Below are 18666 nucleotides of genomic sequence, written 5' to 3' on the forward strand. Positions count from 1 at the left end.
TAAATTATTTTTATGTCATAAACATGTGACCTTTAAAATTAAGTCCGAGTTTTAACGAGTATCAAAAAATTATGATATTGTGCCTTCTTTAATCTCGGCATCATTATATTACTATTTGTTTGTTTAATTATAATACATTCCAATCTAAAAGAAATGTTAATTGAAAAATCTTCATGTTTTGTTACGATATCTATAGATTTATCTACAATTTTATAGAAGAAATGAGGAATTGAAAATGATTTACCCCTATAAAGATAAAATACCGACGATTCACCCTTCTGCATTTATTGCCGACTATGCCACAATTACCGGTGATGTAACAATAGGAGCCGAAACTTCAATTTGGTTTAACACGGTAATACGCGGCGATGTGAACAAAACAATAATTGGCGAGCGTGTCAGCATTCAGGATTTGAGCTGCCTTCACCAAAGTCCCGCTTACCCTCTCATTATTGAAGACGAAGTTACAGTAGGTCATCAAGTTACATTACATAGCTGTACTATTAAAAAACGCGCTTTAGTTGGTATGGGTTCCATCATATTGGACGGGGCCGTTATAGGCGAGGGAGCATTTATCGGTGCCGGCAGTCTTGTTCCTCCGGGAAAAGTGATTCCTCCCAATTGTTTAGCAATGGGACGCCCAGCAAAAGTCGTACGTGAAGTAACTGCAGAAGATCGCGAAGATATGGATCGCATTATTTCCGAATATGTAGCGAAGGGACAATACTATAAATCACTTCAGAAATAAATTCACACTCATATACGTTTATCGAAATCTCTACCTATAATATAGGAAGTTTATTGGAAATTATAAAAAAAGGAGCTATCCATTTAACTGGATGCTCCTTTTTATTTTATTAAATTCCTGCTTTTGCTTTTAATTCAGCTGCTTTATCCGTATTTTCCCATGGCACATTTAAATCTGTGCGACCGAAATGTCCGTATGCTGCTGTTTGCTTATATATTGGGCGACGTAAATCAAGCATTTTAATAATGCCTGCAGGACGTAAATCAAACAGTTCCCGAACCCAGTTCACGATTTCTGATTCTGCTACTTTTCCTGTACCGAACGTATCAACTGCGATTGAAACAGGTTGAGCAACACCGATTGCATAAGCCAGTTGTACTTCAGCACGGTCAGCTAAGCCAGCTGCTACAATGTTTTTAGCAACATAGCGTGCTGCATATGCTGCAGAGCGGTCAACTTTCGTTGCATCCTTACCAGAGAATGCCCCGCCACCGTGACGTGCATAACCGCCGTAAGTATCAACAATAATTTTACGACCAGTAAGACCTGCATCTCCTTTAGGTCCGCCGATTACGAAGCGGCCTGTCGGGTTGATGAAGTATTTTGTAGCTCCATCCAATAGATGAGCAGGGACTACCGGTTTAATAACGTGTTCTTTAATGTCTGTTTGGATTTGTTCCAATGTTGCTTCTTCATCGTGCTGTGTTGAAATAACGATTGTATCCACACGAACAGGTACATTGTTTTCATCGTATTCGATTGTTACTTGTGTTTTACCATCCGGACGTAAATATTCCAATTCCCCTGATTTACGCACTTCTGTTAAACGACGCGCTAATTTGTGAGCTAAAGAAATAGGCATCGGCATAAGTTCCGGTGTTTCGTTACATGCATAACCGAACATTAAACCTTGGTCGCCTGCACCGATTGCTTCAAGTTCATCTTCCGTCATTGAACCTTCACGTGCTTCCAATGCCTGGTCAACACCTTGTGCAATGTCAGGTGATTGCTCTCCTACTGCTACTAGTACTGCAAGATTCTCAGCATCAAAGCCGTACTTACCGCGTGTATAGCCGATTTCTGCTACTGTATCGCGGATAATTCCTTTCATATCTACATAAGTAGAAGTTGTAATTTCACCAGATACTAATACTAAGCCTGTTGTTACCGTAGTTTCACAAGCTACACGTGCATTTGGATCTGCAGCTAAAATAGCGTCTAAAATGGCATCCGAAATTTGATCACAAATTTTGTCCGGATGTCCTTCCGTTACACTTTCTGATGTAAACAGTCGACGATTTGTCATGTCATTTCCTCCTAAATCACTTTGGCAATTGTTTTTTATTGATACGGTACTCATTACCCATGTCCGTTATATTGCGGCAATTACACTTATGCGTATCCGCCTTTTTAACGTCAAGCTATATTTGCTTTAACACGAGGGTCTGAAAGGCTGTAACTATATAATTTTCGCTCAGTACGAAATTGTAAAACAAAATAAAAAAATCCTTTCTCTCATAGCCGTGTTCATCACACGTGAGGAAAGGATATTACGTTTCGTTACCTTTCACTCTTATCGTTCAAGGGAATTTTTGCCCTTGCATCAGGTTGGCACCAACACGTATAAAATATACGCAGGTTGCCGGGTTTCATAGGGCCTGCCCCTCCACCAGCTCGGGATAAGAGTATCCGTTCAATTAAACATCTTACGCAAAAAAACAAGTGCTGTCAACAAATTTTGACGTATTTCGCAATGTTTAAAATTCCGGAAAAAATAATTTGCAATTAGTATAGATTATTTCACTTAATGTGTTATACTATTTTTGAATTAGGAATCAACTCCCCTCTATAAGGGAATACTATAAAAAAGGATGGTATTTAATAGATGAATTCGGTAGAAATTGCTAACGAGCTGAAAGAACTTTTAAACGGGGAAAACATCAAAACTCAATTATCTGTTCCACAATTAGTTGAAAAAGCTACATCACGCGGAGAAGCCGTGCTGACTGTTGAAGGCGCATTACGTGCCCAAACAGGAAAATACACTGGCCGTTCTCCAAAAGATAAATATATAGTAAAAGAAGAAATTTGCAACAATAAAATCGATTGGGGCAAAGTTAACCGTCCGATTTCTGCAGAGGTATTTGATAAACTTTATGTGAAAGTTTTAAATTACTTAAAAGAACGTGACGAGTTATATGTATTCAACGGTTTTGCTGGTGCAGACAAAGAGTCTCAATTATCTATCAAAGTAATTAATGAATATGCTTGGCATAATCTATTCTGTCATCAATTGTTCATCCGCCCAACAGCAGACGAATTGGCTAAACATGTTGCCGAGTTTACAATCGTATCTGCGCCAAACTTCAAAGCAGATCCTGAAGTAGACGGTACAGGATCGGAAACATTCATTATAACATCTATCGAAAAGAAAATCATCTTAATCGGCGGAACTGAGTACGCAGGTGAAATGAAGAAGTCAATCTTCGGTATTATGAACTACTTGTTACCTGAACAAGGTATCTTCCCAATGCACTGCTCTGCTAACGTTGGTGAAGAAGGCGATGTAGCATTATTCTTCGGTTTATCTGGTACAGGAAAAACTACGTTATCAGCTGACAAAGACCGTAACTTAATCGGTGATGACGAGCACGGCTGGTCTGACAACGGTGTATTCAACATTGAAGGTGGTTGCTACGCAAAAACAATCAACCTATCCGCTGAAAATGAGCCGGAAATTTACAATGCGATCCGCTTTGGTTCAGTATTGGAAAACGTGGCGGTAGACCCTGAATCACGTGAATGTGACTATGCAGACGGTTCTTTAACAGAAAACACACGTGTTGCTTACCCAATCGACTTTATCGACAATATTGTCTTACCATCAGTAGCAGGTCATCCAAATACAATCGTCTTCTTAACAGCCGATGCATTTGGTGTATTACCTCCTATCTCTAAATTGACTAAAGAGCAGGCAATGTATCACTTCCTAAGCGGTTTCACTTCTAAACTTGCCGGCACAGAACGTGGTGTAACAGAGCCAGAACCAGTATTCTCGACATGCTTCGGTTCTCCATTCCTACCGCTTGCTGCAACAGTTTATGCAGAGCAATTAGGTAAGAAAATTGATGAGCACGGTTCACAAGTATTCTTAGTAAACACAGGTTGGACTGGTGGCGAATACGGTGTAGGTAGCCGTATGAAGCTTTCATATACACGCAAAATGGTTCGTGCTGCAATCGAAGGGAAATTAAATAACGTTGACACTACAAAAGATGCTGTATTCGGATTAAACATCCCAGTAGAAATTGAAGGTGTGCCAACTAACGTATTAAATCCTCGTGATGCATGGGCAGACAAAGCTGCATATGACAAAAAAGCTTCTGAACTTGCTGAACTGTTTAAAAATAACTTCAAGAAATTCGAGAATGTTGATGAAGAAATCGTTCAAAAAGGCGGCCCATTAGTATAATTTACTAATTTGCTACGTTTATTTAATCAAAAAACAGCATTTTTCTCTTAGAGAAAAATGCTGTTTTTTTTTGTGTTTATTGGTGTTTCATCCAATTACATAAGTTTTTCACAGTGTCACGGTTTAGGTTTGGAGGATAGTGATGTTTTAATCCAGATGAGTACCATGTCTCAACAGATTTCCCTTCTTTTTTTAAGTACTGCTCCAGTTTATAGGCATGCTCTATATCAACATGCTGATCTTCAGTACCATGGATAATAAGTACGGGGGTTTGAAGCTTTTCGATTTCAAATAATGGTGTACGGTCATCATAGTTTTCTGGTACTTTATTTGGAGTACCGCCAACAATTCTTTTTAAGCCGCGCCGCATATCAACACGTTCCCAATATGTCGCTATCGTATCCGATACACCTGCCCATGTCACGAGCGATTTAATATCATCACGTAAAATCGCTGTCCACAATACCATTAACCCGCCGCGGGAAAAACCATATAAATTCACTTTGTTCACTTGAATAAATTGTTTCAATACTTCTATGCCGTTAACCGCATCATAACGGTCATCGCCGGCAAATTCGTCCTTACCTTCTCCTCCGCGATTTCCACGATAATATGGAGCAAATACAACGAAGCCTTGCATCGCAAATTGGGCAATGCGTGCAGGTCTGACCATGCCGATTGATTGAAGTCCCCCACGCAAATATAAAAGCGCTTCATATGTACCAGGGGCTTTAGGACGCGCCAATAATCCTTTTACACGCAGTCCTTGTGACCAATACGTAATTTCATCTAATCGGATATGAGGATTGGGTGATGGGTAATGGTGTATCGAAAAAATCTTACCATTATCGTTCATGATTTTTCACTTCCTGCAACATCATTTTCATTCCTGCATCCCGCATATAGAAACTTAATTTTGGCTCCTGCCACAGCTCTTCTTCTGTCAGCCATAACATGCCTTCTGTTTCATGGTCTCCTGTAAAAGGTTCAATGTCCTTTACCTTAGCAGTGAAGACCGCTTTGCAAAAGGGAATCTCATCATGCACAATATAGTAGGCAAACCATTTTACATCTTCTATGACCACATTTGCCTCTTCATATACTTCACGGATAGCCGCTTCGTATAATGTCTCGCCGGGTTCCTGCTTGCCGCCAGGAAACTCTACGCCACGACGATGATGAATCGTGCATAACCATTTCCCTTTATATCGTACGAGTGCCAATACATGCTTCGGTTCAACTTCGAAAGGACCTTCATCAAATCTTAAATCTACTTTTAAATTATTTTCATCGATAAATGTAAACATCTTTTCGCTCAACTCCTACTATATAGTGTAACGAACAGATGTCTCCCGTTCAATCAAATCGCCTAATTAGCGAGTAAAGTACAGCAGTTGCTCAACGAATTTCTTCGCCTCCTCGTCACCGAATTCATGAATGAGGGCATAGACTTTTTTTAGACGGTGATCGATCTCATGATTTAATCTGTCCAAATGATATGGAATAAACGGCATATGGGCACGGAATGCATTTGATGCCTCCAGCTCCTGCATCTGATTGAACAGCTTCATAAATACACGCGCTTTTAAAGGTTCCATTGTCAATACAAATTCATACGATGATCCAGGATGCAAATTGCATGTTAAATTGGCAACTGATACGTAAACATTATTTTTTTTCATTATTCTCACCTCTTAGTTAAGGTGGACTTCAATAATCTCGTTTATACATCGGAAGTATATTGTTCAGTCATTCCGTATTCCAACAAACGAAAAAAAACGACCCCGCATTTGGAGTCGTTTATCCGATATTATTTGCCTAAATAAGCATTTAACATCCATGTATGTTTCTCAAGGCTTTGGAATTGAGCATTCAGTAAATCCTCTGTACGATCATCGCCTTCTTCTGAAGCTGTTTCCATTGCCTTATTTAAAGCTTCCATGATTGTATTGAAGTCTTCGATTAATTTAGAAACCATTTCCTCTGTTTCTTCTTTTCCGGAAGCCTCTTCAATTAGAGAAAGCTCTAAATGTTCCTTTAATGTTGCAACAGGCTTGCCGCCCTTAGTTAAAATACGTTCTGCAATTTCATCTAAATTTAATGTTACCTCGTTATAAAGCTCTTCAAATTTGACGTGTAATGTAAAGAATGATGGTCCGTTTACATACCAGTGATAGTTATGTAACTTTGTGTACATTACCGACCATGTTGCTACTAAATCATTTAATTGTGTGTTTAATTGTTTCTTTGCCATTGTCCTTCACCTCATAAATTATATTTAAAACTTCTTATGCGAAATTTTAATCCTGATATAAAATCAGCTTACTATTTCTATTATTTTTAGAAATGTATCATTACTTGTATTATATCCGTTCTTGCACTTCTTAAAACATTTAGTTCACTCATTATTCACACTCACCTCAATTTTTTCCTGTAATATGGAAGGATACGAGGTGAAAAAAATGAGCTTACCTATTGTATTGATTATTATCATAACGATTATGGGGATATTCGCATTCTCTATTATTTTACTTGCCCGGAAAAACAACGTATCATTAAAACAAACCGTTGATGACAAACCAATTCGGACTTATAAAAATGGAGAACAAAAATAGCAATGAGAAAACTATTCATCGGATTAATTCGTCTTTATCAAAAATATATTTCGCCCATGACGCCACCTTCTTGCCGGTTCCATCCGACCTGCTCACACTATGGAATTGGAGCAATTCAAAAACATGGTGCAATTAAAGGAGCGATCATGACTGTTATTCGAATACTAAAATGTCAGCCGCTTCATCCAGGTGGATTCGATCCAGTACCTGAAAAATGGCCTTCGAAAAAAAAATAATTTTCGAAGGCTTTTTATATTGTTTTTTTTTATTGAATCCTGTATGATTGAAAATGTTCAAAAATACAAATCGTAATTATTACTATTAAGGAGACTTGTTTATAATGAAAAGATGGTTTTCAATCATTTCGATGTTTACACTAATTTTATTATTAGCTGCTTGTAACACAGAAGATACTAAAAAAGATACAAGCGAGCTGCAGCAAAATGAAGATTCACTATCGGTTTATACAACCGTTTATCCATTGCAGTATTTCACGGAACAAATTGGTGGAGAGTTTGTTGATGTCTCATCTATTTATCCAGCAGGTGCAAATGAACATTCATTTGAACCAACTCAAAAAGATATGATGGCATTAGCAGATGCGGATTTATTTTTCTATGTCGGTCTTGGATTAGAAGGCTTTGTTGAAAATGCGCAAAAAACTTTGGCAAATGAAGATGTAAAGTTAGTCCCTACAGCTGCCAATGTAACGGAAGATCAGCTTCATATTTCAACAGGACATACACATGCTGAGCATGAGGAACATGATGACCATGGACATGATCATGGAGAAGAGCATGCACATGAAGAACATGATGCCCATGTATGGTTATCACCGGTCATTTCACAGCAGTTGGCATTAACGATTAAAAATGAACTTGTTGCGGCGTTACCGGAACATGAAGCAATATTCAATTCAAACTACGAGCAATTAGTAACAGACCTTGCAACATTGCATTCAGACTTTGAAGCGATGGCTGCAGCTACAACAAAGAAAACTTTCTTTGTATCGCATGCAGCATTCGGCTATATTGCGGGACATTACGGCTTCAACCAAGTTCCTGTAGCTGGTCTTAACTCGCAAAGTGAACCGTCACAAAAGGAATTAACGGCAATTGTTGATTTAGCAAAAAAAGAAGAAATCCAATATATTTTCTTCGAGCAAAATGTTTCTTCAAAATTAACGGAAATAATTCAAAAAGAAGTAAATGCAGAAACATTAACATTGCATAATTTAAGTGTTTTAACAAAAGAAGATATCCAAAACAATGAAGACTACTTCACATTAATGCGTAAAAATATGGATGTCCTCAAACAAGCTTTAAGCAATTAATAACACAAAAGGTCCAAGCATTCATTTATGCTTGGACCTTTTTATTTCGGCATCACTCTTCCAGCAGCTGCATCAATTTTCTTCGCAAAAGCTTATTGGAGCCGCTTCGAGGTAAATGGCTGACGAAGTGAACTTGTTTCGGGACTTTATAATTTGCTAAGTGCTGTATGCAGAAGTCGATGATTTCTTGTTCTATCATCTGTTTTTTGGCAACAATAAAGGTAACAGGTACTTGCCCCCATTTGTCATGCTCGATTCCACATACACCCGCCTCTTTTACGTTTGGATGTCCGAGGAGTACGTTTTCAATTTCTGCCGGATAAATATTTTCTCCACCTGAAATAATCAAGTCGCTGCGGCGATCGACGACGTATAAATACCCTTGTTCATCTAAATAACCGACATCTCCTGTATGAAGCCAGCCATTGATGGTCGTCGGTTTGTCTTTAAAGCGGCCGATATATTTTGGTGTTACATGAGGTCCGCGGATTAAAATTTCACCTATGGATTCCCCGTCTTTTGCATCAATTTTAATTTCATTGAAAAACAGTGGCTTGCCGGCAGAACCGATATGTGTCATGGCATCCTCGTTTGCCAATGTCGCGGTTTGTGAAGATGTTTCAGTCATACCGTAAGTTTGGGCAACACGTAAATCCAGTTTTTCCGCACGCTTTAAATAATCGACCGGTACTGGGCCGCCACCTGCCAAAGCGGTTGTAAAATGCGGATGTGCTTTTTGACCAGCCTGCTCCATTTCGGAAAGTATATTTTCAAGAATGACCGAAACGACCGACATTTTCGTAACGGTACCTTCCATAATTTCCCGAGCACACTCTTTGGCATCGAATTTTTCATATAAGCGTATTTTCATCCCATATAGCAATGAACGGACGACAATCGAAAAACCACTTATATGAAAAATCGGAACAGTACAAAGCCATATATCGTTCTCTGAAATGCCTAAGTTCAATGCTGAGCTGATTGCGCTGGAACTATGGTTTGAAACAGTTTGACAGACGCCTTTCGGTAACCCTGTTGTTCCGGATGTATACATGATTGTCAGTGCAAAATCCTCTTCCCACTGTGCTGCAATCTCAAATTCTGACTCAGTTGTTTCATAAAGCTTGGAAAATGGAATGATCCGGGCATCATCAGGAAGTTTCGCAAGCTCATCATCGGCTACTAATATCGCATCCACTTCTGCATCTTCAACTTGATACGCAAGCTCCTGCTTAGCGAGTCTTCCATTTAAAAGCACCATCTCACACTGTGCCTGCATACATGCGTAAAGCAGTTCGATTAAAGACGGTGTAGACGGTGCTAAAATAGCTACCCGTTTTCCATTCGTTAAACGAAGTGTATTTAATTTATATGCTAAGTTGACAGACTTTAAATAAAGCTCTTTAAATGTCCATTGTTCGTCATGAAAGCTCAGTGCAACCCGATTCGGTGTTAAATAGGCTCGTTGCTTTATCCAGTTTGGCTGCATCCCTTTTTCCTCCTATCGTAAAGAAAAGGGATGTCCAAAATTTTCGGACATCCCTTTTGAATATTATAACGAACAAATCAAGGGAAACGAGGGAATTGACCGAAGTCTGGTTTACGTTTCTCTTTGAATGCATCGCGGCCTTCTTTTGCTTCATCAGTTGTGTAGTAAAGAAGTGTCGCATCACCAGCAAGCTGTTGGATACCAGCTAAACCGTCTGTGTCTGCGTTCATTGCAGCTTTCAAGAAACGTAATGCTGTTGGAGACATTTCCAGCATCTCTTCACACCATTTTACTGTTTCATCTTCTAACTGCTCATATGGTACAACTGTGTTTACTAAGCCCATTTCAAGTGCTTGCTGCGCATCGTACTGACGGCATAAGTACCAGATTTCACGAGCTTTTTTATGTCCTACGATACGTGCTAAGTAACCTGAACCGTAACCAGCATCGAACGAACCAACTTTAGGTCCTGTTTGACCGAAACGTGCATTTTCTGCAGCGATTGTTAAGTCACATACTACGTGCAGTACGTGGCCGCCGCCGATTGCATAACCTGCTACCATCGCTACAACCGGTTTAGGAATTTTACGGATTAACGTTTGTAAATCTAAAACGTTTAAGCGAGGAATTTCGTCATCGCCTACATAGCCGCCATGACCGCGTACTTTTTGGTCGCCGCCTGAGCAGAATGCATGCTCGCCCTCACCTGTTAAAATAATTACGCCAACACGCTCATCATCACGAGCACGTGTGAAAGCATCGATCATTTCCGCTGTTGTTTTTGGACGGAAAGCGTTGCGAACTTCTGGACGGTTAATCGTAATTTTTGCGATTCCGTTATAGTATTCATACTTAATATCTTCGTAAGTATGTAAAGATGTCCATAGACGTTGCTTTGTCATATATATTGCCTCCTAATTCGGTTATGAAATCGTTTCCTTTACTATTGTAGCAAACTTTGTCGGATTTTCCACATGAATTGCGTGGCCAACTGCTGGAATTATAAGATGATTTGCTTTTTCGATACGCTCTTGCATTTCATTGTTTAATTGAACGAATTTTTCGTCAAGCTGTCCGGTAACGAGTGTCACAGGCATTGTTAGTGTATCAAGCTTGTCCCAAAGTTCCGGCATTACACCTGTTCCCATACCGCGCAGACTGTTTGCAAGACCGGTATCCCTTTGCTGTATGCGCTCGGATCGAATTTCCTGCTGTACTTCTGCTGGAAGACTTTTTTGAGAAGCAAACAGCGGAATATTTTCCCACTTGTTTACGAATGACTCAATCCCATTTTCAAGGATCTTTTCCGCCAGTGTATCATCCGCCTGTTTTCGTATAGTACGCTGCTGTTCATCCAATAGACCGGGAGATGCACTTTCCAAAAGCAAATGCTCGATTTCAGACGGATAACGAACCGCATAGCTCAGCGCCACACGTCCTCCCATCGAGTAGCCTGCCACCGAGTAAGTATCAAGCTGTAATTGATGAAACAGTTCATGCAGCAGTTCCACTTGAAATGCCATCGAGTAGAACTCAACAGTACCCGGTGCTGCCGTTTTACCGTGTCCGATTAAATCAACAGCAATACAACGGATGTTTGACGGCAGTTGCGAAACGACCTTTTTCCAAGTATTTGTGCTCCCTGTAAAACCGTGGAGAAAAACAATCGTTTGAGTTGCCTGTTCATTCCACTGTTCAATATGCACATCCAACCCTTTTACAGTGAATCGAGCCATTGTTCCATCACCTCATGAATCCGCACCCATAGCTGACGGTGCTGCTTCACATTTTCTTCTCGATCTGTGAAAGCTTCGATTAGTTTAATCGATGTTTGTTTATCCGCAGCCAATGCAGTCGTAAATTGTTCCAATGATGTTGCTTTTACGTAATCCAACTCATACATTTTGGCCATTTGTTCGAATGTCAGTGCAGTCGGTGTACCAAAAAGATCTTCATAATGCTCCTCTACCTTCGATTGCGGTAAATAAGAGAAAATGCCGCCACCGTCATTATTCATGACAATTACCGTCAAATCACATTCCTGATAACGACTTGCAACAAATGCATTGGCATCATGCAAAAATGCCAAATCACCAATCAATAAATACGTTTTGCGGTTTTTGCGGCCATTACTGAATCCAAGTGCTGTAGATGTTACCCCATCAATCCCGTTTGCTCCTCGGTTTGCGAAAATTTGAACAGGGCGATTTTGTGTAAGTAAAAACGTATCAATATCACGAATCGGCATACTGCTGCTGACATAAATGTCGGCGTCTTCCTCAATACTTGTAAGGAAGGCCTGTACCATAGCCCCTTCGTCATCGGCAAATTGACTGTACTTTTCAATAACATCAGCTGCAAGTAAATCTGCCATTTTCCAAAATTGAACGTATGCCATTTCTGCTTGAGAATGCGCTAATTTCACATCCGACAGCCATTCTCCTGGTAAGGCATGAATGAAATGTGTCGACATATGAGTAGAATCTCTATACATCGGATCTTCATCGATGACAATATAGCTTTGCGGGTTTGCCTGTACGATAAACTGCATTAAAAATTTAGAAACAGGCTGTGCTCCGAAACGAATGACCGTTTGTGGTCGAACATTTCGCTTGAAGCGCTCATTTTTCATCAATGCATCATATGTAGTAATCGCATATATTTGGCAATCTTCCGGTATTTCTGTGCGCAAGTTCGATAAGCTTTCAATCATGACCGGCCATTTCACTTCACGAATAAAATCCCATAAATGTTCCGTGTTCGTTCCCAGCGGCAATTCCCCTACGATCAGGATTCCGGTCGTTGTTTGTTCGATGATTTCTGTCAGTTCAGCCATCGCTTGCTTGGCAGGCTGAAGCTCATTTGTATAGCTTTTAATATAGCTTGAAACCGGCAAAGTTTCCGCAAAATCAATGATTAACGGTTCACGGAACGGAATATTTAAATGGACCGGTCCAAACGGTGCTGTCGTTGCAATATTTACCGCACGCACTGTATGGCGTTCGATAAATGGAAGCGTTTGCGGTGCCTCATCCGGAATCGGAAATTCTGCGGACCACTTCACATTTTCACCGTATAACCGCACTTGATTGATCGTCTGTGGTGCACCTACTTCGCGCAATTCATGCGGACGGTCTGCTGTTAAAACGATTAGCGGTACTCGAGCATATTTTGCTTCGACTATGGCCGGATAGTAATTGGCCGCTGCTGTTCCCGATGTACATACGAGTACGACTGGTTTTGCAGTCGATTTAGCTAAACCTAGCGCATAAAAGGCTGCGGCCCGTTCATCGACTTGGCGATGCATTTCGATTTCCTTCGTTGAGGCAAATGCATAGGCAAGCGGTGTAGAGCGGGAGCCGGGACTTACGACAACCTGCTCTACACCAGATGCTACTAACGCTGACACAATCGTATAAACATAATTGGATAATACTTCACGATCATTCATGTAATTCGCCTCCTAAAGCTCGAAGCATTGGACGGAATTTCACGAGTGTCTCTTCATATTCCGATTGTGCTTCCGAATCTTCGACAATGCCTCCGCCTGCATATAAATACGCTTTATCCTGTACTAATGCAGCCGAACGAATTGCTACTGCAAACTCACCATTTCCATCGGCATCAAGCCAGCCGATTGGCGCCGCATACAGCCCTCGGTTCATAGGCTCATATGTCCGGATTATTTCCATTGCCTGTTCACGCGGAACACCGCCTAATGCTGGTGTTGGATGCAAATGTTTCACGAGCTGCAAAATTGTTGCTTCTTCATTCAACTGTCCTTCAACAGGTGTATATAAATGCTGAATATCACGGATTTTTAATAGCTTCGGTCCATGAGGGACTTTTACTTCCGTACAATTCTTGTTAAATGTATCGGTAATCATCTCAACAACATAATGATGCTCACCAAGGTTTTTCAGATCGCTCAGCAACGTTTTTCCTAATTCCTCGTCGGCTTCAGCTGTTGTACCGCGCTTAATCGAGCCTGCTACACATGAAGAATAGGCACGCCCGTTGTCTACTTTTACTAAACGTTCCGGTGATGCACCGTAAAATAGTAAATTACCATGTTCCAAGCCAAACAAATAGCTCTCCGGCTGCTCATGTACGACATGCGACAAAATTTGCGGAGATGTAATCGTTTCCTCAAATTGCAATGCTAAAGATCGTGCAATGACAACCTTTTGCGCCTCGTTTGCTTTGATCAGGCTTGTCACCTTATTAATGGAATTTAAATATTCCTGCTTATACGGTTCCATATAGCTTGTCATCGTGGGTTTCGGATAAGTTTTCACTTCCTTCACCTGTGCTGCATGAATGAGTTCATCACGTTCTTTACGAAGTGCTTCAAACGTTTTCGCGCTGTTTTCCTCATCCGTAATATAGTTGATTGTTACATAAGCTTTATCATTGCGAATTACTAACTGATGTGTTGCGACAGAAAAGTAGCTTTGCGGGAAGTTTGTCCATTCTGCCGAAACTTCATTTTGTGGATCAAAAGTAAAGCCGCCAAAAAGGATAGGCTGCAGATGCTGATCTTCCTGTATGATTTGACTCGTCAGTTTTTTCCATTCACGTTCCACTAAATCGAAACGAGCGTCAGACGCATTGTTTTCGATTGTATAGGCATGTCCTAAACCAACCAATGTGAAGGTTTTTTCCCGATTTTGCCAGTAGTTGCGTTTTCCTTTATACTTCGATTCGCCCGCTGCAAAAAATGCCAATGCGGATAATCGGCTTACTTCGATTGTTTCCATATAAAAAATTTGCTTTGAATTTGAGCCTACTTCTATTTCAGTGGCGTTGTACCACTTGTGTTGCATGAAAATTCCCTCCGTCATGTTGCAAATTCACTAAGTATGATGCAAGTATAGCGTTATTTTAATACGTGCCTGAATTTTTATATAATTTGCTCATTTTTTTTGCGTTCGCGCAGTAAATAATACCTTCCTATCATAACATTTTTCGAGCAAACGTTACATGTATTGTCCCTTCACTCTGTTCAATTTGTTTTATTTGCATTACAATAGTTTAGATAATTGTATTTAGTAAGGAGCGTTTTTTTATGACAAAAGTCGTTGAAGCGGACAAGGGATTTAAAGTTTGGTGGCATTTAACACGTCCCCACACATTAACAGCTTCATTTGTACCTGTATTATTAGGTACGTCAATGGCACTTTCAATAAATCATGAAACAATTCATTTCGGACTATTTTTTGCAATGCTTATTGCCAGTATGCTAATACAGGCAGCAACTAATATGTTCAATGAATATTATGATTATAAACTAGGCCTGGATAATGAAAACTCAGTCGGTATTGGAGGCACAATCGTCCGACATGGTGTAGCACCAAAAACAATTATGGCTATTGCGCTAAGCTTTTACGGTATCGCGATGCTTTTAGGCGTTTACATATGTGCCATGACATCCTGGTGGCTTGTTGCTGTCGGTCTTGTATGTATGCTGATCGGCTATTTGTATACTGGAGGACCTTATCCGATTGCTTATTCACCGTTCGGGGAGCTGGTTTCAGGGGCAGTAATGGGTATGGGGATTGTTCTAATTGCCTTCTTTATTCAAACAGGAGATGTAACAGCTGATGCTGTAATTATTTCTGTGCCGAGTATGATTTTAGTTGGGGCAATTATGCTTTCTAATAATATCCGGGATATTGTTGGAGATACAGAAGGCGGACGTAAAACTATGGCCATTTTAGTCGGCCGACATAATGCTGTAACAGTACTTGCTGGTTTCTTTATTGTTTCGTATATTTGGATTATCGTTCTTGTAGTTATTGGCCATTTAACACCATGGGCACTGCTTGTATTATTAAGCGTGAAGAAACCGATTGAAGCGATTAAATTATTCCGGGCAAAAGAAAAACCGCTTGAAGTAATGCCGGCAATGAAATATACAGCCCAAACAAACACGATTTTCGGCTTTTTATTGGCTGTAGGTCTATTAATTTCATATTTCATTTAAAACTAGTAGAGGTATGTTGAGTGATCAACATACCTCTTTTACTATTCAGTCACTTCTTCTACATGATCAATACATGTTAAAGTTGTTGGAATCGCTTCTAAACGCTCAAAAGGGATCTCTTTTCCACATACGATACATTCCCCATATGTGCCCTCATCCATTGCGTTTAAAGCCGTTTGAATTCTTTCAATTTCGTCTTCCTTCAATTCACTTAATGTTTTTTCTGTTACAATTGTCGTTAAATCGGTTGCTGCATCTGCCGGATGATTATCAACTGCAGTTATTTCTGTATCCTCTAAAGGAGGTTCTTCATTAACATGCTCCTGCAATGTTGCAAGCTCCTCTTCCAAAATGCTGCGCAATTGTTGTAATTGATTGATATCCATATAAAATCCCCCTTTTTTCCATTAATAAAATATTACCTATATGAGGATTTCTAAACATCTTTTCTTATTTGTTCGCTGCATAAACAGCGATTACATCATGTAAAAATTGTGAAGCACCGTCACCGACACGCTCATCATAGTAGGCAGTAAACCGTTCATCGCTTATATACATTTGCGCTAGGCCTATATGTGCTTCTGGGGTATACTTTGCCCAAGAGAAGCTTAGCCAGCGTTTATGAAGCTCCGCTGCTTCCATTGCAACGTCTGACGTTACATCCCCGGACGCCATCGCTTCTTTTAATCGTTGAAACAGTTGGTGTTCCAATTGCTGCATTGCATTATATTGCTCTTCAGTCATATCCCTGAATTTCTTATTGCTCGCTTCCACTTGAGCTTCACCGTATTTATCACGTATTTCCTGGCCGTAGCTCTTTTCGTTTTCTTCAATTAAATTATTTCTAAACACGTCAAACTTTTGTTCATTTGTCATTTTAAGTTCCCCTTCCATCGTTTGGATTGTTTGTTCTATTGTTATTAGTAAGTCGTCGATATATCTTCTTTTCTTTTGTAATAGCTCGGATTGTTTTTTTAGTGCTTCTTTTACTTCATAATCTGGATGATCGAGCAACTTTTTTATTTCTTCTAACTTAAAATCAAGCTCCCGGTAAAATAGTATTTGCTGTAACCGGTCAATATCCTCTTGGCTATATTGCCGGTAGCCATTTTCCGCAACTGCAGAAGGCCTCAGCAAACTGATTTCATCATAATAACGTAGTGTGCGTGCACTCACACCCGATAGCTTGACTAGTTCATTAATCAGCACATGATCACCTCCTATTTAGTACTATAAAGGTTGACGTAACGTGAAGGTCAATAGTTAATTATTTTTTCTTAATTATTTTATAAAAAAAGAAGCTAACCTAAGTTTTCAGGTTGCTTCAAGTAACATCTTTTTCAATCTTGGGATAAACTCGACCAAATAGCTTTCTGGTAGTGCAGACATGTGTTCTAGTCCGATCTGCTTCACTTCATCATGACGAATATCATTTTCGTATTTATAACCGGATACTTCGATTTTCTTTATTTTTTGTTTCGCAAGCAATATAAATTGTTTTAAGTTAGCAGAGTATATACCATCCAGTTCTTCTCGTTGAAGAGTAAACTGCTCAATTCCTCCTGTTAATTCATAAACAAATACATTTGCAAACTCATAATCCTTTATTATTTCATTGTCTATACTGTATGGGATGACTCCAAGTGACGTTAATTGCGAAAACATTACGTTAAGCCCTACTTCTTCCTCTAATTCGCGTACACCATCTTCAATCGTCTCCGTTGCCAGTATATGACCAGCTGCCGTAATATCAAATTGATTTGGGTAATCCTTTTTATTTTTGCTTCTCAGCTGTAAATAAATACGCCATTCAGAATCTGTTTTTTCAATAATCCAGCAATGAAACACTTCATGCCAATAACCTTTTGCATGGACGAGATCACGATGTTCAATGCCCGTTTCCTTATAATATTGATCAAATACTTTTAAACGTTCATTCACAAAATCCGCTCCTTTTATACAAAAAAACGCTAAGTACATGTTAACAGTACTTAGCGTTTTCCGTTTTTCTATGTATGACCCGTACGGGATTCGAACCCGTGTTACCGCCGTGAAAGGGCGGTGTCTTAACCACTTGACCAACGGGCCGATGGCGGAGACAGAGGGATTTGAACCCTCGCGCCGCTTACGCGACCTACACCCTTAGCAGGGGCGCCTCTTCAGCCTCTTGAGTATGTCCCCAAAAATAGAAAAATGGCTCCGAAGGCAGGACTCGAACCTGCGACCTGCCGGTTAACAGCCGGATGCTCTACCAACTGAGCTACTTCGGAATAGTTGTATATGGTGGGCCTAAATGGACTCGAACCATCGACCTCACGCTTATCAGGCGTGCGCTCTAACCAGCTGAGCTATAGGCCCTATTTAAAAACTGGAGCGGGTGATCGGAATCGAACCGACAACATCAGCTTGGAAGGCTGAGGTTTTACCACTAAACTACACCCGCATATGGTGGGTTTGGACGGAATCGAACCGCCGACACTTAGAGCTTCAATCTAATGCTCTACCAACTGAGCTACAAACCCACAAATGGCGGTCCCGACCGGGATCGAACCGGCGATCTCCTGCGTGACAGGCAGGCATGTTAACCGCTACACCACGGGACCATTTGGTTGCGGGGGCAGGACTTGAACCTGCGACCTTCGGGTTATGAGCCCGACGAGCTACCACTGCTCCACCCCGCGATAATATGATGTTTGAACCTGTTTTAAGTACACAGTTTGTAAAAATGGAGGAGGTAGAGGGATTCGAACCCCCGCGCGGTGTTACCCGCCTGTCGGTTTTCAAGACCGATCCCTTCAGCCAGACTTGGGTATACCTCCGTTATGATTAGTACGTTAACTGGTGGACCTTACAGGACTCGAACCTGTGACCGGACGGTTATGAGCCGTCTGCTCTAACCAACTGAGCTAAAGGTCCTTTAAGATGGCGGCAGAGGGAGTCGAACCCACGACCTTTCGGGTATGAACCGAGTGCTCTAGCCAACTGAGCTACACCGCCAGGATCTTTATTTTGGTTACAAAAAT

At 40.5% G+C, this 18666-nt stretch carries 19 protein-coding genes, 11 tRNA genes and 1 riboswitch; of the genes, 6 read left to right on the forward strand and 24 right to left on the reverse strand.

Annotation, left to right across the window (positions count from 1 at the left end):
• The first annotated feature begins 235 nt into the window (after nt 1-235).
• On the forward strand, nt 236-748 hold the full coding sequence (locus AC0VXV_RS14770) for a gamma carbonic anhydrase (RefSeq protein ID WP_475528980.1): 513 nt from the start codon (nt 236-238) through the stop codon (nt 746-748).
• A 109-nt stretch (nt 749-857) separates the two neighbouring features.
• Here the strand turns inward: AC0VXV_RS14770 and metK are convergent, their stop codons facing one another.
• Nucleotides 858-2054 carry a methionine adenosyltransferase gene (gene metK, locus AC0VXV_RS14775; RefSeq protein WP_475528981.1) on the reverse strand — a complete coding sequence of 399 codons (1197 nt, stop codon included), beginning with the start codon at nt 2052-2054 and terminating at the stop codon, nt 858-860.
• Between the two features lie 264 nt (nt 2055-2318).
• Nucleotides 2319-2434, reverse strand: a riboswitch (SAM riboswitch).
• Between the two features lie 199 nt (nt 2435-2633).
• On the opposite strand from metK, the gene pckA reads away from it, so the two are divergent.
• A complete protein-coding gene (gene pckA / locus AC0VXV_RS14780) occupies nt 2634-4220 on the forward strand; it encodes a phosphoenolpyruvate carboxykinase (ATP) (protein ID WP_475528982.1) in 1587 nt (528 codons plus the stop codon).
• A gap of 76 nt (nt 4221-4296) precedes the next feature.
• Here pckA and AC0VXV_RS14785 read toward each other — a convergent pair whose 3' ends face one another.
• The 4 genes from AC0VXV_RS14785 to AC0VXV_RS14800 all read right to left on the reverse strand — a co-directional run bounded on the left by AC0VXV_RS14785 (nt 4297) and on the right by AC0VXV_RS14800 (nt 6474).
• Nucleotides 4297-5076, reverse strand: coding sequence for an alpha/beta hydrolase family protein (locus AC0VXV_RS14785; protein ID WP_475528983.1), 780 nt, complete (start codon nt 5074-5076; stop codon nt 4297-4299).
• Nucleotides 5066-5527: an NUDIX hydrolase gene (locus tag AC0VXV_RS14790; RefSeq protein ID WP_475528984.1), complete on the reverse strand. Its 462-nt coding sequence runs from the start codon at nt 5525-5527 to the stop codon at nt 5066-5068. The genes AC0VXV_RS14785 and AC0VXV_RS14790 overlap by 11 nt, the downstream gene beginning before the upstream one ends.
• A 66-nt stretch (nt 5528-5593) precedes the next feature.
• A complete protein-coding gene (locus AC0VXV_RS14795) occupies nt 5594-5902 on the reverse strand; it encodes a transposase (protein WP_475528985.1) in 309 nt (102 codons plus the stop codon).
• 128 nt (nt 5903-6030) lie between these two features.
• A complete protein-coding gene (locus AC0VXV_RS14800; RefSeq protein ID WP_475528986.1) occupies nt 6031-6474 on the reverse strand; it encodes a Dps family protein in 444 nt (147 codons plus the stop codon).
• A gap of 208 nt (nt 6475-6682) precedes the next feature.
• Between AC0VXV_RS14800 and AC0VXV_RS14805 the strand changes: the two genes are divergently transcribed.
• The 3 genes from AC0VXV_RS14805 to AC0VXV_RS14815 all read left to right on the forward strand — a co-directional run bounded on the left by AC0VXV_RS14805 (nt 6683) and on the right by AC0VXV_RS14815 (nt 8168).
• Nucleotides 6683-6835 carry a hypothetical protein gene (locus AC0VXV_RS14805; protein ID WP_251686421.1) on the forward strand — a complete coding sequence of 51 codons (153 nt, stop codon included), beginning with the start codon at nt 6683-6685 and terminating at the stop codon, nt 6833-6835.
• A 2-nt stretch (nt 6836-6837) separates the two neighbouring features.
• Complete coding sequence (yidD, locus tag AC0VXV_RS14810; protein WP_475528988.1) at nt 6838-7071, forward strand: membrane protein insertion efficiency factor YidD; 234 nt, start codon at nt 6838-6840, stop codon at nt 7069-7071.
• Nucleotides 7072-7175: 104 nt separating this feature from the next.
• Nucleotides 7176-8168 (forward strand): metal ABC transporter solute-binding protein, Zn/Mn family, encoded by a 993-nt coding sequence (locus tag AC0VXV_RS14815; RefSeq protein WP_475528989.1) that lies wholly within the window; start codon nt 7176-7178, stop codon nt 8166-8168.
• Between the two features lie 52 nt (nt 8169-8220).
• Here the strand turns inward: AC0VXV_RS14815 and AC0VXV_RS14820 are convergent, their stop codons facing one another.
• The 5 genes from AC0VXV_RS14820 to AC0VXV_RS14840 all read right to left on the reverse strand — a co-directional run bounded on the left by AC0VXV_RS14820 (nt 8221) and on the right by AC0VXV_RS14840 (nt 14483).
• Complete coding sequence (locus AC0VXV_RS14820) at nt 8221-9657, reverse strand: o-succinylbenzoate--CoA ligase (protein WP_475528991.1); 1437 nt, start codon at nt 9655-9657, stop codon at nt 8221-8223.
• Nucleotides 9658-9734: 77 nt separating this feature from the next.
• Complete coding sequence (gene menB / locus AC0VXV_RS14825; protein WP_340716047.1) at nt 9735-10559, reverse strand: 1,4-dihydroxy-2-naphthoyl-CoA synthase; 825 nt, start codon at nt 10557-10559, stop codon at nt 9735-9737.
• Between the two features lie 21 nt (nt 10560-10580).
• The gene (gene menH / locus AC0VXV_RS14830; RefSeq protein ID WP_475528992.1) at nt 10581-11393 is read right to left on the reverse strand and encodes a 2-succinyl-6-hydroxy-2,4-cyclohexadiene-1-carboxylate synthase; all 813 of its coding nucleotides are present in this window, start codon (nt 11391-11393) and stop codon (nt 10581-10583) included.
• On the reverse strand, nt 11375-13108 hold the full coding sequence (gene menD / locus AC0VXV_RS14835) for a 2-succinyl-5-enolpyruvyl-6-hydroxy-3-cyclohexene-1-carboxylic-acid synthase (protein WP_475528993.1): 1734 nt from the start codon (nt 13106-13108) through the stop codon (nt 11375-11377). The genes menH and menD overlap by 19 nt, the downstream gene beginning before the upstream one ends.
• Nucleotides 13101-14483, reverse strand: coding sequence for an isochorismate synthase (locus AC0VXV_RS14840; protein WP_475528994.1), 1383 nt, complete (start codon nt 14481-14483; stop codon nt 13101-13103). Before AC0VXV_RS14840 ends, menD begins: the two co-directional genes overlap by 8 nt.
• Before the next feature lie 242 nt (nt 14484-14725).
• Between AC0VXV_RS14840 and AC0VXV_RS14845 the strand changes: the two genes are divergently transcribed.
• Nucleotides 14726-15643, forward strand: coding sequence for a 1,4-dihydroxy-2-naphthoate polyprenyltransferase (locus tag AC0VXV_RS14845; protein ID WP_475528995.1), 918 nt, complete (start codon nt 14726-14728; stop codon nt 15641-15643).
• A gap of 41 nt (nt 15644-15684) precedes the next feature.
• Here AC0VXV_RS14845 and AC0VXV_RS14850 read toward each other — a convergent pair whose 3' ends face one another.
• From AC0VXV_RS14850 to AC0VXV_RS14915, 14 genes are all read right to left on the reverse strand, one after another.
• Nucleotides 15685-16029, reverse strand: coding sequence for a TraR/DksA C4-type zinc finger protein (locus AC0VXV_RS14850; protein ID WP_475528996.1), 345 nt, complete (start codon nt 16027-16029; stop codon nt 15685-15687).
• Nucleotides 16030-16093: 64 nt separating this feature from the next.
• Nucleotides 16094-16852 (reverse strand): MerR family transcriptional regulator, encoded by a 759-nt coding sequence (locus tag AC0VXV_RS14855; protein ID WP_475528997.1) that lies wholly within the window; start codon nt 16850-16852, stop codon nt 16094-16096.
• Nucleotides 16853-16957: 105 nt separating this feature from the next.
• Entirely contained in the window at nt 16958-17584 is a 627-nt protein-coding gene (locus AC0VXV_RS14860) for an NUDIX hydrolase (protein WP_475528998.1), read from the reverse strand.
• Between the two features lie 75 nt (nt 17585-17659).
• Nucleotides 17660-17731: transfer RNA gene (locus tag AC0VXV_RS14865), tRNA-Glu, on the reverse strand.
• A gap of 2 nt (nt 17732-17733) precedes the next feature.
• Nucleotides 17734-17824, reverse strand: a tRNA-Ser gene (locus AC0VXV_RS14870).
• 13 nt (nt 17825-17837) lie between these two features.
• Nucleotides 17838-17913 (reverse strand) — tRNA-Asn (locus tag AC0VXV_RS14875).
• An 11-nt stretch (nt 17914-17924) separates the two neighbouring features.
• Nucleotides 17925-18001 (reverse strand) — tRNA-Ile (locus AC0VXV_RS14880).
• Nucleotides 18002-18012: 11 nt separating this feature from the next.
• Nucleotides 18013-18086: transfer RNA gene (locus tag AC0VXV_RS14885), tRNA-Gly, on the reverse strand.
• A gap of 3 nt (nt 18087-18089) precedes the next feature.
• Nucleotides 18090-18165 (reverse strand) — tRNA-Phe (locus AC0VXV_RS14890).
• Nucleotides 18166-18170: 5 nt separating this feature from the next.
• Nucleotides 18171-18246 (reverse strand) — tRNA-Asp (locus AC0VXV_RS14895).
• Between the two features lie 3 nt (nt 18247-18249).
• A tRNA-Met gene (locus tag AC0VXV_RS14900) sits at nt 18250-18324 on the reverse strand.
• Nucleotides 18325-18369: 45 nt separating this feature from the next.
• Nucleotides 18370-18462: transfer RNA gene (locus tag AC0VXV_RS14905), tRNA-Ser, on the reverse strand.
• Between the two features lie 20 nt (nt 18463-18482).
• Nucleotides 18483-18559: transfer RNA gene (locus AC0VXV_RS14910), tRNA-Ile, on the reverse strand.
• Between the two features lie 7 nt (nt 18560-18566).
• Nucleotides 18567-18640 (reverse strand) — tRNA-Met (locus tag AC0VXV_RS14915).
• Between the last annotated feature and the right edge of the window lie 26 nt (nt 18641-18666).

The organism is Solibacillus sp. iso_87, from assembly GCF_056173085.1.

Excerpts from the sequence above, each read along its gene's own strand:
- AC0VXV_RS14770 (WP_475528980.1), top strand. The coding sequence starts at position 236 with ATGATTTACCCCTATAAAGATAAAATACCGACGATTCACCCTTCTGCA.
- metK (WP_475528981.1), bottom strand. The coding sequence starts at position 2,054 with ATGACAAATCGTCGACTGTTTACATCAGAAAGTGTAACGGAAGGACAT.
- pckA (WP_475528982.1), top strand. The coding sequence starts at position 2,634 with ATGAATTCGGTAGAAATTGCTAACGAGCTGAAAGAACTTTTAAACGGG.
- AC0VXV_RS14785 (WP_475528983.1), bottom strand. The coding sequence starts at position 5,076 with ATGAACGATAATGGTAAGATTTTTTCGATACACCATTACCCATCACCC.
- AC0VXV_RS14790 (WP_475528984.1), bottom strand. The coding sequence starts at position 5,527 with ATGTTTACATTTATCGATGAAAATAATTTAAAAGTAGATTTAAGATTT.
- AC0VXV_RS14795 (WP_475528985.1), bottom strand. The coding sequence starts at position 5,902 with ATGAAAAAAAATAATGTTTACGTATCAGTTGCCAATTTAACATGCAAT.
- AC0VXV_RS14800 (WP_475528986.1), bottom strand. The coding sequence starts at position 6,474 with ATGGCAAAGAAACAATTAAACACACAATTAAATGATTTAGTAGCAACA.
- AC0VXV_RS14805 (WP_251686421.1), top strand. The coding sequence starts at position 6,683 with ATGAGCTTACCTATTGTATTGATTATTATCATAACGATTATGGGGATA.
- yidD (WP_475528988.1), top strand. The coding sequence starts at position 6,838 with ATGAGAAAACTATTCATCGGATTAATTCGTCTTTATCAAAAATATATT.
- AC0VXV_RS14815 (WP_475528989.1), top strand. The coding sequence starts at position 7,176 with ATGAAAAGATGGTTTTCAATCATTTCGATGTTTACACTAATTTTATTA.
- AC0VXV_RS14820 (WP_475528991.1), bottom strand. The coding sequence starts at position 9,657 with ATGCAGCCAAACTGGATAAAGCAACGAGCCTATTTAACACCGAATCGG.
- menB (WP_340716047.1), bottom strand. The coding sequence starts at position 10,559 with ATGACAAAGCAACGTCTATGGACATCTTTACATACTTACGAAGATATT.
- menH (WP_475528992.1), bottom strand. The coding sequence starts at position 11,393 with ATGGCTCGATTCACTGTAAAAGGGTTGGATGTGCATATTGAACAGTGG.
- menD (WP_475528993.1), bottom strand. The coding sequence starts at position 13,108 with ATGAATGATCGTGAAGTATTATCCAATTATGTTTATACGATTGTGTCA.
- AC0VXV_RS14840 (WP_475528994.1), bottom strand. The coding sequence starts at position 14,483 with ATGCAACACAAGTGGTACAACGCCACTGAAATAGAAGTAGGCTCAAAT.
- AC0VXV_RS14845 (WP_475528995.1), top strand. The coding sequence starts at position 14,726 with ATGACAAAAGTCGTTGAAGCGGACAAGGGATTTAAAGTTTGGTGGCAT.
- AC0VXV_RS14850 (WP_475528996.1), bottom strand. The coding sequence starts at position 16,029 with ATGGATATCAATCAATTACAACAATTGCGCAGCATTTTGGAAGAGGAG.